This is a genomic window from Streptomyces sp. NPDC026394 (assembly GCF_055567735.1).
Genome location: NZ_JBVHPX010000011.1, coordinates 168,474 through 181,058, shown reverse-complemented (window position 1 = coordinate 181,058; position 12,585 = coordinate 168,474). Strand labels below are relative to the sequence as shown.

The 12,585-nt window shown below is 73.5% G+C and carries 11 protein-coding genes and 1 riboswitch; of the genes, 8 read left to right on the top strand and 3 right to left on the bottom strand.

The features are described 5' to 3' along the window. Positions 1-78 precede the first annotated feature (78 nt). Both trpD and ACZ4QV_RS24945 read left to right on the top strand, forming a co-directional pair. Entirely contained in the window at positions 79-1,143 is a 1,065-nt protein-coding gene (gene trpD, locus ACZ4QV_RS24950; protein WP_361143053.1) for an anthranilate phosphoribosyltransferase, read from the top strand. Positions 1,144-1,227: 84 nt separating this feature from the next. Further along, positions 1,228-1,345, top strand: a riboswitch (SAM riboswitch). A gap of 173 nt (positions 1,346-1,518) precedes the next feature. Then, positions 1,519-2,919 carry an aminotransferase class V-fold PLP-dependent enzyme gene (locus ACZ4QV_RS24945; RefSeq protein ID WP_361882370.1) on the top strand — a complete coding sequence of 467 codons (1,401 nt, stop codon included), beginning with the start codon at positions 1,519-1,521 and terminating at the stop codon, positions 2,917-2,919. A 77-nt stretch (positions 2,920-2,996) separates the two neighbouring features. Here the strand turns inward: ACZ4QV_RS24945 and ACZ4QV_RS24940 are convergent, their stop codons facing one another. Then, positions 2,997-3,278: an Lrp/AsnC ligand binding domain-containing protein gene (locus ACZ4QV_RS24940; protein WP_030020856.1), complete on the bottom strand. Its 282-nt coding sequence runs from the start codon at positions 3,276-3,278 to the stop codon at positions 2,997-2,999. Further along, complete coding sequence (locus tag ACZ4QV_RS24935; RefSeq protein ID WP_361145158.1) at positions 3,275-3,994, bottom strand: rhomboid family intramembrane serine protease; 720 nt, start codon at positions 3,992-3,994, stop codon at positions 3,275-3,277. The genes ACZ4QV_RS24940 and ACZ4QV_RS24935 overlap by 4 nt, the downstream gene beginning before the upstream one ends. Positions 3,995-4,331: 337 nt before the next feature. On the opposite strand from ACZ4QV_RS24935, the gene ACZ4QV_RS24930 reads away from it, so the two are divergent. The 5 genes from ACZ4QV_RS24930 (at position 4,332) to ACZ4QV_RS24910 (ending at position 10,054) form a co-directional block, all read left to right on the top strand. Beyond that, positions 4,332-4,571: a hypothetical protein gene (locus ACZ4QV_RS24930; RefSeq protein WP_030020858.1), complete on the top strand. Its 240-nt coding sequence runs from the start codon at positions 4,332-4,334 to the stop codon at positions 4,569-4,571. A 31-nt stretch (positions 4,572-4,602) separates the two neighbouring features. Continuing rightward, positions 4,603-5,979, top strand: coding sequence for an NYN domain-containing protein (locus ACZ4QV_RS24925; protein ID WP_467763424.1), 1,377 nt, complete (start codon positions 4,603-4,605; stop codon positions 5,977-5,979). Positions 5,980-6,399: 420 nt separating this feature from the next. Beyond that, entirely contained in the window at positions 6,400-7,443 is a 1,044-nt protein-coding gene (locus tag ACZ4QV_RS24920; protein WP_361143046.1) for a C40 family peptidase, read from the top strand. A 264-nt stretch (positions 7,444-7,707) separates the two neighbouring features. Then, entirely contained in the window at positions 7,708-8,736 is a 1,029-nt protein-coding gene (locus ACZ4QV_RS24915) for a C40 family peptidase (RefSeq protein WP_361143043.1), read from the top strand. A 40-nt stretch (positions 8,737-8,776) separates the two neighbouring features. Then, positions 8,777-10,054, top strand: a complete 1,278-nt coding sequence (locus ACZ4QV_RS24910; protein ID WP_361589578.1) for a hypothetical protein — start codon at positions 8,777-8,779, stop codon at positions 10,052-10,054. On the opposite strand, the gene ACZ4QV_RS24905 is transcribed toward ACZ4QV_RS24910, so the two are convergent. After that, complete coding sequence (locus tag ACZ4QV_RS24905; RefSeq protein ID WP_361143038.1) at positions 10,011-11,270, bottom strand: glycosyltransferase family 87 protein; 1,260 nt, start codon at positions 11,268-11,270, stop codon at positions 10,011-10,013. The genes ACZ4QV_RS24910 and ACZ4QV_RS24905 overlap by 44 nt on opposite strands. Before the next feature lie 146 nt (positions 11,271-11,416). Here ACZ4QV_RS24905 and ACZ4QV_RS24900 point away from each other — a divergent pair, with 146 nt between their 5' ends. Next, on the top strand, positions 11,417-12,559 hold the full coding sequence (locus tag ACZ4QV_RS24900) for a glycosyltransferase family 4 protein (protein WP_361143035.1): 1,143 nt from the start codon (positions 11,417-11,419) through the stop codon (positions 12,557-12,559). Positions 12,560-12,585 lie beyond the last annotated feature (26 nt).

The window sequence follows — 12,585 nt, the reverse complement described above, 5'->3', positions numbered from 1 at the left end:
CGGACGGGGCCCTTCGGCACGCCCGGCCGCCGGATAGGGTTTCGGCACCAGCAGGACACGAATCCAGGAGTGTGGACCATGAACGTTGCGACCCCGAACGGCGGCGACAGCGTGGCGGTCCGCACCTGGCCGGGCGTACTGGACGCCCTCCTCCAGGGCCGCGACCTGGGCGCCGACGACACCGCGTGGGCGATGGACCGGATCATGCGCGGCGAGGCCACCGACGCGCAGATCGCGGGCTTCGCGGTGGCGCTGCGCGCCAAGGGCGAGACGGTCGCCGAGATCACCGGTCTCGTACGGGCGATGTACGCGCACGCCAACCTCATCGACGTGCCGGGCCCGAGCGTGGACATCGTCGGCACCGGCGGTGACGGCGCCAAGACCGTCAACATCTCCACGATGTCCTCGATCGTGGTGGCCGGCACCGGCGCGAAGGTCGTCAAGCACGGCAACCGCGCCGCCTCGTCGGCCAGCGGCGCGTCCGACGTGCTGGAGAAGCTGGGCGTCAACCTGGACCTGACCCCGCGCCGGGTCGTCGAGGTCGCCGAGGAGGCCGGGATCACCTTCTGCTTCGCGGTCAAGTTCCACCCGTCGCTGCGGCACGTGGCGCCCGCCCGGCGCGAACTGGGCATCCGCACGACGTTCAACGTGCTGGGCCCGCTGACCAACCCGGCGCGGGTACGGGCGCAGGCCACCGGCGTCGCCGACGCGCGGATGGCGCCGATCCTGGCCGGCGTGCTGGCCGAACGCGGCTCCAGCGCGCTGGTCTTCCGCGGCGACGACGGGCTGGACGAACTGACGACCACCGCCACGTCGAAGGTCTGGGTCGTCCGGGACGGCGGCGTACGCGAGGAGACCTTCGACCCGCGGGACGTGGGCATCGGCCTGGTGCCCGTGGAGGCGCTGCGCGGCGCCGACGCCTCGTACAACGCGGACGTGGCGCGCCGCCTGCTGGGCGGCGAGCCCGGACCGGTGCGGGACGCGGTGCTGCTCAACTCGGCGGCGGCGCTGGTGGCCCTGGAGCCGACCGCGGCGCCGCTGAACGAGCAGATCGTGGCCGGCATCGAGCGGGCCGCCGAGGCGATCGACTCGGGGGCGGCCCGCCGGGCGTTGGAGCGCTGGGTGGCGGCCAGCAACGCCTGAGGCGGCTGTGGTGTGACGCGGGGCCCGGTCCGGGATACGGACCGGGCCTTGCGCGTTCCCGATCGTGTGGCATGATTCTGCCCAGGTCACGAGTGACAGCGACTACGGCCCCGGCCCGCTGTCCGGCAACCCTCCGTCCGTGGCGGGGTGCCCCGGGTGATGACCAGGTCGCAGGCAGCGAGGTCTGCGGCAAGCGCGGATCCCTCGTGCCAGGGATCCTGGTCCTTGAGGGAGATCTCTCATGATGCAGCGAATGCGTTAGGGCCGTACGGGCCCCTTTTCCGCACCCCCCTTTTTCCTTCACCGCTGTCGGCCGGCCCCGCTTCGGCGTGCGTGCCCCGCAGCGAATTCGCTCTGCCCTCACGGGAGTTCGCCATGCCTGTTTCCGCTGCCGCCACCACTGCCGCCACTGATGCCGTCTCCGCTGCCGCCGTCTGCGCCCCGTTGCCCGTGCTGGGCCGGGACGTGCTGGTCCCGCTCGTCACCGGCGGCGAGGTCGAGTATGCGGCGCTGGACATCGCCGCCAGCGCCCCGGCGCTCCAGCGCGTCTGGGACGACGTGGCCGCGTACGCCCCGTACTACGGCAGTGTCCACCGCGGCGCGGGCTACCTCTCGCAGTTGTCCACCGACCTGTTCGAGAACAGCCGGGCGGAGGTCTCCCGCTTCCTCGGGTGCCGGGAGGGGGACCAGGTGGTCTTCACCCGCTCCACCACCGACTCGCTGAACCTGCTGGCCGCCGTGCTGCCGGCCGGCACCCGGGTGTTCGTCTTCGAGACCGAGCACCACGCCTCGCTGCTGCCCTGGGAGCAGCGCGCCGGCGTCGAGGTGACGTACCTCGACGCGCCCCGTACGCCGCGGCAGGCGGTGGACACGCTGGAGCGGGCGCTGGCCGAGCGCGAGCCCTACAGCAACGCGCTGGTCTGCGTGACGGGTGCTTCCAATGTGACCGGTGAGCTGTGGCCCGTACGGGAGCTGGCCGCCGCGGCGCACGCGCACGGCGCGCGCATCGTGCTCGACGCCGCCCAGCTCGCCCCGCACCACCCGGTCGACATCGCCGAGCTGGACGTGGACTGGGTCGCCTTCTCCGGCCACAAGCTGTACGCGCCCTTCGGGGCCGGAGTGCTGGCCGGGCGCGCCGACTGGCTCCAGGCGGCCGAGCCGTACCTCGCGGGCGGCGGCGCCAGCCGTACGGTCGCGCGCCGCGCCGACGGCGGCGTGGACGTCGACTGGCACACCACCGCAGCCCGCCACGAGGCCGGTTCGCCCAACGTCATCGGCGTCTACGCCATCGCCGCCGCCTGCAAGGCCCTCACCGAGGCGGGCTTCGAGGGCCTGGTCGCCCGGGAGCAGCAACTGGTCGAGCGGGTACGGGCGGGCCTCGCCGAGGTGCCCGAGGTCACGGTGCTCTCGCTGTTCGGGGACGACGCCCCGCGGGTGGGCGTGCTGTCCTTCGTCGTCGAGGGCTGGAACAGCTCGCACTTCGCGGCGGCGCTCTCCGCGGAGTACGGCATCGGCGTGCGCGACGGGCTGTTCTGCGCGCATCCCCTCGTACGGACCCTGCTGGGCGCCGAGTCCGAGGCCCCGGGGGAATGCGGCGCGCCCGAAGGGGCACCGGGGGAGCGGAGCCTGAACGCCATCCGGGTGAGCTTCGGGGCCGGTACGCCCGACGAGCACGTGGAGCGTTTCGTCCGGGCCGTCAAGGAACTGGTGACGCAGGGCGCGCGGTGGAGCTACCGCACCGAGGACGGGCGCTGCGTGCCGGACACGGCGGCGTAGCCCCTTCGACCGCCCGCGTCGCGGCGCTCCGCTGTCCGGGCGCCGCGGCGCGGGTTCGTACGCGGCGGCGGTCCGGGTCAGGCGTCCAGGCCGATGGCGAAGGCCGCTTCCAGGTCGTGCTGGGAGTACGTACGGAAGGCGATGTGCGTCTCGGTGGAGGCCACGCCCGGCACCTTGCTGATCCGGCCCGGGATGACGTCCGCCAGGTCGTCGTGCCTGGCCACCCGCACCAGCGCGATCAGGTCGTGCGCACCGGTGACCGAGTAGACCTCGCTGACGCCCTCCAGCGCGGCGATCTTCTCCGCGATCTCCGGGATCTGGTCCACGCTGGTCTTGATGAGCACGATCGAAGTGATCACGGTTGGCTCTCTCCCTCGGCCGCCTGCTGCTTCGCCGTTCCGGCGGAGTCCACCCTACCGGTGGCCGCGGCCGTTTCCCCGGGCGGAGCGGGGCTCGGCCGGTACCGCACCCAGGCGTACAGGAAGCCCACCGCGAAGCCCACGACGTGGGCGAGGTAGGCCACACCCGGGCTGCTGGGGTCGCGCTGCGCGGCGATCCACTGGAGGACGAACCAGAACAGCAGCACGATCCACGCCGGGAAGCGGAGCGGCAGGAAGAAGAGGAACGGGTAGATGCTGGTGACCCGGGCCTTGGGGAAGAGGTAGAGGAACGCCCCCAGCACCCCGGAGATCGCCCCGGAGGCGCCGACCAGGGTCTGTCCCGAGGAGGCGTGCGCGGCCGCGTAGCCCATCAGGGCCAGATAGCCGGTCACGAGGTAGAAGAGGGTGAACGGCAGCCGGCCCATGCGGTCCTCGGCCATGCCGCCGAAGACGTACAGGAAGAGGACGTTGCCCAGCAGGTGCAGCCAGCTTCCGTGCACGAACAGAGCGGTCAGCGGGGTGAGCAGCGGGCCGGGCGAGCCGCTCCACAGGTCACGCGGGATGACGCCCCAGCGTTCGAAGTACGCGGTCTGCGCCTGGACGACGGCGTCGCCGGTGCCGTATATGCCGTTGAGGCCGGAGGCGGGCCCGACGACGAAGACCACGCAGCACAGGGCGATCAGGACGTTCGTCATGCGGGAGAACACGGTCAGCACCGAGCGGGCGCGGGGCGTCCGGGGGGTCAGGAACGGGGCCGTCATGAAGTGATCATGGCGTAATACGGGCAATCGGGACAGAGTGCCTCGCCGCGTCCCGCCTCCCGGGCGGGCCCGCGCCGTAGCGGCGTCAGGCCGTAGGGTAAGAGCCTGTGCCATCACCCCGGCCAGGCGACGGGAGCCTGGCCGGGGTGATGGCACAGGCTCTGACGGTCAGTACCCCGCGTACTTCCGCAGTCCGACGGCGCACCGCGGGAAGCCCCCGAACGACAGCACGAGCTCCGCTCGCCCGAGCGCGACGAAAGAGGACGACACCATGGCTGTTCCCCTGCCGACGGACGGGACCCGGTGGCGCTGCACCCTGTGCGGCAACCTGACGCGCTTCGACGTGACCCGCCGCTCCGAGGTCGTGGAGTACCTCCACCTCGACCTCGCCGGGGAGCCGAAGGTGGAGGAACGCGAGGTGCTCAGTGAGAGCATCGAGTCCGTGCGCTGCCGCTGGTGCAACGCGGTCGACCAGATCGAGCTGGTCGACCGGCCGGGCGCCGGTGCCTGAGTCGAGCGCCTGAGATCGGAGCGATGCAGCAGTGGTGGAGCGTCCAGAAAGGCCTGCGGGGGCGGAGCACGGTGCCGAGGCCGGTGCGGCCGAGGCGGAAGAGGTGCTCGACCGTCCGCTGCCCGAGGGCGTACGGCGCCGGGTCGTGGCGCTCACCGCGGAGTCCTTCGGCGGCCTGACGGTCGCCGAACTTCCGCCGCCGCTGCGCCAGTACGCCCGGTTCACCCCCAGCCGCCGGGCCAAATTCGCGGGCAACGCGATGGCGGCCGCGCTGGAGAACGACGCGGTCTTCCGGCAACGGATCGCGGGCCGGCTGCGCGAGGCCCAGCCGGAACTGGCCGAAGCGCTGGACAACGGCACCCCGCCCGCCGCCGCCGACCCGCTCGATGTCGCGGCGGCGGCCTATGTGCTGCGTCCCGAGGGCTGGGTCAAGCTGGTCGCGGCGGCCGGCGAGGAGGCGCAGCGCGCCCGCGCGGAACAGGCCGGCGAGGAGGCCGAACGCGAGCTGGCCGCGCTGCGCGAGGAGCTGGCGCAGTCCCGCGCGCAGGCCCGCGCCGAGGCCGAGCGCGCCCGCGACGACCTGGACGCGTTGCGCAAGGAGAACGAGTCGTTGCAGCGCAAGCTGCGCAGCGCGCTCAGCGACGTCAAGCGGGGCGAGGCGGCGGCGCGCAAGGCCGCGGCGGAGGTGGAGTCCGTACGGGCCGCCGCCGCGCAGGAGAAGACCGTGGCCGACAGCGAGGCGCGCCGCCTGAAGGCCCGTGTCGCGGAGGTCGAGGCGCTGCTGGAGGCCAGCCGCCGTGCCACGCGCGAGGGCCGCAGCGTCGAGGACATGCGGCTGCGGCTGCTGCTGGACACCGTCCTGGACGCGGCCCAGGGGCTGCGCCGGGAGCTGGCGCTGCCGCCCGCCGACACCCACCCGGCGGACACCGTCGACGCGGTGGCACCGGGCAAGATGACGCCCAAGGACATCGCCACGCGCGCGCTGTCGGAGACCGACCCCGCCCTGCTGGACCAGCTGCTGGCGCTGCCGCAGGCCCACCTGGTGGTGGACGGTTACAACGTCACCAAGACCGGTTATCCCACGATGCCGTTGGACAAGCAGCGGCTGCGGCTGCTGGGCGGCCTCGCGGTGCTGGCCGCCCAGACCGGCGCGGAGATGACGTGTGTCTTCGACGGTGCCGAGCTGGCCGCTCCGGTGCTGCTCGCGCCGCCGCGCGGGGTGAGGGTCCTCTTCAGCAAGCCGGGTGTGACGGCGGACGAGCTGATCCGCCAGCTCGTACGGGCCGAGCCGCCCGGCCGTCCGGTGGTGGTCGTCTCCACGGACCGTGAGGTGGCCGACGGGGTGGCCAAGGCGGGTGCGCGGCCGGTCGCATCGGCCCTGCTGCTGAAGCGACTTGCCCGTACCTGAGTCGTACGTTCCGTCCGTACGACTTGTCCGGGACGTGCTTCACGGAGGGGAGCGCGGGGCAGGTCTGGCCCGAGCGTCCGAGGGGGAGCCGGCGGAGCGCTGTGGTGCTCGCGACGGGGGTAAACGTGTACCCAACAACGAGGCGTCTCATGCCTGTCGTTCGTCTCTGAGTGTCAAGTGACCATTACTGCCTGTGTGATGTTGGTAAAGGATGAGGAGCATCCAGCAGTTTTTTCCGGTGAGGATTTGAAGCGATCACAACTCGGTTACTAAGGTCAGGCCTCAACCCTTCATGCAGTTGATCATCCACCCGGGATGAACAGTGAAGGAACCGCCGAGTCCGCGGTGTTCACACGCGGAGCCGGGGTCCCGTACCCCCCACGCCCGGTAGGCGGCTGAAGGAAGAAGGAGCTCGCCTCCGTGGCGTCCCACCGTCGACCCAAGCAGCCGAGCCGCACGCGCGTGACCGTCCTCACCGCGACCGCAGCGGCGGCCGTCGCCCTCTCGTCCCAGGCCGCCCATGCCGACCCGAAGCCGAAGAAGGAAGACGTCAAGTCCGAGGTCGACAAGCTCTACGAGCAGGCGGAGCAGGCCACCGAGAAGTACAACGGGGCCAAGGAGGACCAGGAGAAGCTCCAGAAGGAGGTCGACGCCCTCCAGGACAAGGTCGCCCGCGGCCAGGGCGAGCTGAACGAGCTCCGCAAGGGCCTCGGCGCCGTCGCCTCCGGCCAGTACCGCAGCGGCAGCATCGACCCGTCCGTGCAGCTCTTCCTCTCCGGCGACCCGGACACCTACCTCGACAAGGCCGCCACCCTCGACCAGCTGAGCGGCAAGCAGGCCGAGCAGCTGAAGACCATCGCGGACAAGCAGCGCCGGCTCGCGCAGGAGCGCGCGGAGGCCGCCGGCAAGATCAAGGACCTCTCGGACACCCGCAAGGCACTGGGTGACAAGAAGGACGAGATCAAGGGCAAGCTCGCCAAGGCGCAGGAACTCCTCAACACGCTGACCGCCAAGGAGAAGGAAGAGCTGCGGAAGGAGGAGGAGAAGAAGCAGAACCAGGGCCGTTCCAGCCGCGGCAACGAGCGCCCCGACCTGGGCAAGGACGTCCCGGCCTCGCAGCGCGGCGCCGCCGCCCTGGCCGCGGCCGCCTCGAAGATCGGCTCGCCCTACGTGTGGGGCGCCACCGGTCCCTCCTCCTTCGACTGCTCGGGCCTGACCTCTTGGGCGTACGCGCAGGCCGACCAGTCGCTGCCGCGCACCTCGCAGGCGCAGGCCAACGCCGGTACCCGGATCAGCTCGCAGAGCGCGCTCAAGCCGGGCGACCTGGTGCTCTTCTACGGCGACCTGCACCACATCGGCCTGTACGCGGGCAACGGCCAGGTGCTGCACGCGCCGAAGCCGGGCGCGTCCGTGCGCTACGAGTCGATCAACAACATGCCCTTCCAGTTCGGCGTCCGCGTCTGACGTCCCGTCGGCCGCGTCCCGCGCTCGCGGGACACTGCCGGACATGCCGCCCGATCGGGCGAATTGCGGTGTGCGCCGCTGACTTCCCGCCCCGCCGGTGACCTGCGCAGTCACCGGCGGGGCGGCTTTTTCCCTACCGGCGACGGGTGTTGCGGGTCTTTGGCCGCGGGCCACCGGCGCCGTTACTGTCTGCCCTCGCAGCTGCCGGTCAGTGTCCGCCCGCCCCGGGCGGCAGGGGCTGCACGGAAGGGAGTGCGGCCTCACGTGGCGTCCCACCGCCGTGTCTCACAGTCCGGCCTGGCCGGTGCGACCAGGGCCACCGTCCTGTCCGCCGCCGCGGTCACCGCAGCCGCCGCGCTGTCCGCCGGAGCGGCCAACGCCGTCCCGGCCCCGGCGCCCGCCGAGGTCACCTCGCGCGTCGACGCCCTCTACGAGCAGGCCGAGAAGGCCACCGAGCAGTTCAACGGGGCCAACGAGCGGGCGCGCAGGCTGCGGGCCGACGTGGCGGCCCTCCAGGACCGGGTGGCCCGCGGCCAGGAGCACGTCAACCGGCTGCGCGGCCGGCTCGGCGCCGTCGCCTCCGCCCAGTACCGCTCCGGCGGTCTGGACCCGGCCCTGAAGCTGCTCCTGTCCGAGGACCCGGCGCACTACCTCGACAAGGCCGCCGCCCTGGACCGCATCCACGGCGAACAGGCCGGGGAGCTGCGCGAACTCCAGGGAGCCCAGCGCGGTCTGGAGCAGGAGCGCCGGGAGGCGACGGGGAAGCTGGCCGCCCTGGAGGCGAGCCGGCGGGCCGTCGTGCGCCACAAGAAGGACGTCGAGGACAAACTGGCCGCGGCGCGGCGCCTGCTGAACTCGCTGACCGGCGCGGACCGGGCCGCCTACGACCGAGCCAACCGCGGAGTCGGACGGTCGATGCCCGACCTGTCCGGGCCGTCGCCCGCCTCCGGCCGGGCCGGGGCCGCCGTCCAGGCGGTGCGCGGGGCGATCGGCTCCCCGTACGCCTGGGGGCGGTCCGGCCCTTCCTCCTTCGACTGCTCCGGACTGATGCAGTGGGCCTACGCGCGGGCCGGAGTCTCCATCCCGCGCACCTCGCAAGCCCAGCGCGGCGCGGGGCGGCAGGTTCAGGTCAGTCAGGCCAGGCCCGGGGACCTGGTCATCTACCGGGACGACGCCAGTCATGTCGGTATGTATGTGGGCAACGGACAGGTGGTGCACGCGCCGTATCCGGGGGCCCGGGTGCGCTCGGACCCCGTCGGCATGATGCCCATCTCGTCCGTAACCCGACCCTGACCGCTGTCCGTACCCGCGGCCGGTGCTTACGATCAACCGCGTGGCAGGGCGACGGACAACGCGGCGGACGGCCCGGCGGATCAGGACGGCGCTCTGCGCGACCCTGCCGCTGGCGCTGCTGCCGCTGCTCACGGGCTGCCAGGACCCGGCGGGCGGGCAGGACCCCCCGCCGGGCATCCAGCGGATGCTGGACCGGCGCGCGGCGGCGGTGCGCGACCGGGACGCCGGGGCCTTCCTCGCCTCGGTCGACCCGCACGCGTCCGCGTACCGCGACCAGCAGCGGGCGGTGTTCGCCCACCTCGCGCAGGTGCCGCTGGGCGCCTGGTCGTACGAGCTGGTGAAGACCGACGCGTTCGGTCTGCCGGCGGTGGTCGGGGCGGAGGGCCGCCGGGTGGCCGCCGAGGTGCGGCTGCGCTACCGGCTGACCGGGTACGACAACGCGCCGGTCACCTCCGTGCAGTACCTGACGCTCACCGACCGCGGCGGCCGGTGGCTGATCAGCTCCGACTCGGACGGTGCCGGGAGCGGGCGGCGCAGCGCGCGCCAACTGTGGGACCAGGGGCCGGTCCAGGTCGTCAAGGGGCGCCACAGCCTGGTCCTCGGTGTCCGCCGCGGCAGCGCGGCACTGCGCGAACTGGCGGACCGTACGGACGCGGCCGTGCCCGCCGTCACCGAGGCGTGGCCCGGGAAGTGGGCCGGGCGGGTGGTCGTCGAGGCGCCGCAGTCGCTGGACGGGATGGCGGAGCTGCTGAACGCCGCCGACCCCTCCGGCTACCGGGGCATAGCGGCCGTCACGACCGGCGAGGCGGGCGCGGCGCCGGCGGCACCGGCCGACCGGGTCGTCGTCAATCCGGAGGCGTACGGCGAACTGTCCGCCGCCGGGCGCCAGACCGTACTGACCCACGAGGCCACCCACGTCGCGACGCGTACGGCCACCACCTCCGCCACCCCGCTCTGGCTCTCCGAGGGTTTCGCCGACTGGGCCGCCTACCGCGGCGACAGCCACCCGGCCGCCGCCACCGCCCCCGAACTCGCGCACGCCGTGGCCAAGGGCACCCCGCCGTCCCGGCTGCCGGCCGACGGCGACTTCCGCTTCGGCCGCAGCGCGCGGGAGCTGGCCCGCGCGTACGAGGGAGGCTGGCTGGCCTGCCGCATGATCGCCGACGACTGGGGCGAGCAGCGGCTCGGCGCGTTCTACCGGGCGGCGGGCCGGGGCGGCCCGGAGAGCGCCGGGCGGGCGATGCGCGACCAACTGGGCCTGAGCCCGGCGGAGTTCACCCGGCGGTGGCAGGCGTACGTGGTGCGGCAGTTGCGGTGACGCGCCGCGGCCCGGTGACCGTCGAGCGCCACAACCGGCGGCAGGCGGACAGCGAAGCGGCCACGAGCAGGACGTTGCGCACGGCCAGCAGGACGACGCCGCTCCCCTCGCTGGCCACGACGTCCACGAACCGGACGGGGAACTCCCACAGCGTCGCGCCGGTCGCGAGCAGGACCAGGACGGCGGGCAGTCCCATCCGGCTCGCCCGCAGCGTCATGCACACGGCCGCCGCGCCCACCAGCCAGATCATGTACTGCGGGCTGATCACCCGGCTGGTGGTGACGAAGAGCAGGACGGCGGTGAAGGCGGCGTCGGCGAGCGTGGCGGACGTGCACCGCCGCGCGCGCAGCCGCCACAGCAGCAGCCAGCCGAAGGCCGCCACGGTCAGGAGCAGCGCCAGGGAACTGACCAGCGGCACGTACGGGCCGACGAACTCCACCGAGCCGTAGTTCAGCAGCACCTCGCCGTCCCAGCCGAACTGCCGGGCGAGATGGAAGACGAGCCCGCCGAGCGACTCCACCTCCGTACCCCGGTCACGCTGGAAGGTGAGGAAGGCCAGCCCGCCAGGGGCCCAGGCGACGCAGAGCGCGGTGATCGCCAGCGCGCCGACGGCCGCCGCGCCCCACAGGTGCCGCGCGCGGCGGCCCCGCAGGGGAGCGCCGGTCAGCAGCAGCACCGGCCAGACCTTCAGCAGCGCGCCGAAAGCGATCAGGGCGCCGGAGACGCGCGGGCGCCGGGCGGCGGCGAAGAGCGCGGCGACGGCCACGGCGGTGACCATCAGGTCGTACCGGGCGTACGCGGTCGGGCCGAGCAGGGCGACCCCCGCGGTCCAGACCCAGGCACCGGTGAGACGTTTGCCCGGCCGGCGGCCCGCGTACAGGAGCAGCGCGAAGGTGACGGCGTCGGCGGCGCACGCCAGGACGAAGAACGCCGAGGCGTAGTCCAGGAAGGGCAGCAGCCCGGGCGAGAGGACGGCGAGCGCGGCGGCCGGCGGGTACTGCCAGGTCACGTCGTCCTGCGGGAACGCGCCGGACTTCAGGACCTCGGACCAGCCGGCGTAGATGCCCGAGATGTCGCTGGTGACGTCCGGGCCGGGCAGCACCAGCACCTTGAACACGCACAGCAGCAGGACCGCCCGGGTGGCGGCCCAGACCGCCGCCGGCGGCGCCGACGCGCGCACCGTGTCCCTCGGCTGCCGGCTGCCGGCCCCGCCCATCGCCACCTCGTCCTGTCGTCCGCCGCCGTCCGCGGCCGCCCGTCCGTCCCGGTGGACGGGGCCGTGTCACGACCGTAGACGAGTCACGCGCGTGCCGGGGCGGCCCCCGCCGGTCGTGTCCGGTGACCCGGTACTGTGCCAGGGCAATGGACAAGACGCTGATCGTCACGAACGACTTCCCGCCCCGCCCCGGCGGCATCCAGGCCTTCCTGCACAGCATGGCGCTGCGCCTGGACCCGGACCGGGTCGTGGTCTACGCCTCCACCTGGAAGCGCGGCCAGGAGGGCGTCGAGGCCACCGCCCGCTTCGACGCCGAGCAGCCCTTCCCGGTCGTACGCGACCGGACGACCATGCTGCTGCCGACGCCCCGGGTGACCCGGACGGCCACCGCCCTGCTGCGCCGGCACGGCTGCTCCTCGGTGTGGTTCGGCGCCGCGGCGCCGCTCGGCCTGATGGCGCCCGCGCTGCGCCGGGCGGGCGCGCGCCGGATCGTGGCCACCACGCACGGGCACGAGGCGGGCTGGGCGCAGCTCCCCGGCTCCCGTCACCTGTTGCGGCGGATCGGCGAGGACACCGACACGATCACCTATCTCGGTGAGTACACCCGCTCGCGGATCGCCGCCGCGCTGACGCCGGCCGCCGCCGGGCGGATGACGCAACTGCCGCCCGGCGTGGACGAGAAGACCTTCCACCCCGGTTCGGGCGGCGACGGGGTACGGGCCCGCCTCGGGCTCGCCGAGCGGCCGGTCGTCGTCTGCGTCTCCCGGCTGGTGCCGCGCAAGGGCCAGGACACCCTGATCGAGGCGATGCCGCGCATCCTGGCCGACGTGCCGGACGCGGTGCTGCTGATCGTGGGCGGCGGCCCGTACGAGAAGCAACTGCACGCGCTCGCCGTCGAGAAGGGCGTCGCCGACGCGGTGCGCTTCACCGGGGCCGTGCCGTGGGAGGAACTGCCCGCCCACTACGGCGCGGGCGACGTCTTCGCGATGCCGTGCCGTACCCGGCGCGGCGGGCTGGACGTGGAGGGTCTGGGCATCGTCTACCTGGAGGCGTCCGCCACCGGACTGCCGGTCGTGGCGGGGGACTCCGGCGGCGCGCCGGACGCCGTGCTGGACGGCGAGACGGGGTACGTCGTCCCGGGCGGCTCCCCGACGGTCACCGCCGAACGCGTCGTCGCGCTGCTGAAGGACCCCGCCGCCCGCCGCCGCATGGGCGAGCGCGGCCGCGCCTGGGTGGAGGAGAAGTGGCGCTGGGACCTGCTGGCGGAGCGGCTCAAGGAGCTGCTGTAGCCGGACGCGCGGACGCCGGGCGGCCG

Coding starts and splice junctions, on each gene's coding strand:
- trpD (WP_361143053.1), top strand. CDS start 79: ATGAACGTTGCGACCCCGAACGGCGGCGACAGCGTGGCGGTCCGCACC.
- ACZ4QV_RS24945 (WP_361882370.1), top strand. CDS start 1,519: ATGCCTGTTTCCGCTGCCGCCACCACTGCCGCCACTGATGCCGTCTCC.
- ACZ4QV_RS24935 (WP_361145158.1), bottom strand. CDS start 3,994: ATGACGAACGTCCTGATCGCCCTGTGCTGCGTGGTCTTCGTCGTCGGG.
- ACZ4QV_RS24930 (WP_030020858.1), top strand. CDS start 4,332: ATGGCTGTTCCCCTGCCGACGGACGGGACCCGGTGGCGCTGCACCCTG.
- ACZ4QV_RS24905 (WP_361143038.1), bottom strand. CDS start 11,270: ATGGGCGGGGCCGGCAGCCGGCAGCCGAGGGACACGGTGCGCGCGTCG.
- ACZ4QV_RS24900 (WP_361143035.1), top strand. CDS start 11,417: ATGGACAAGACGCTGATCGTCACGAACGACTTCCCGCCCCGCCCCGGC.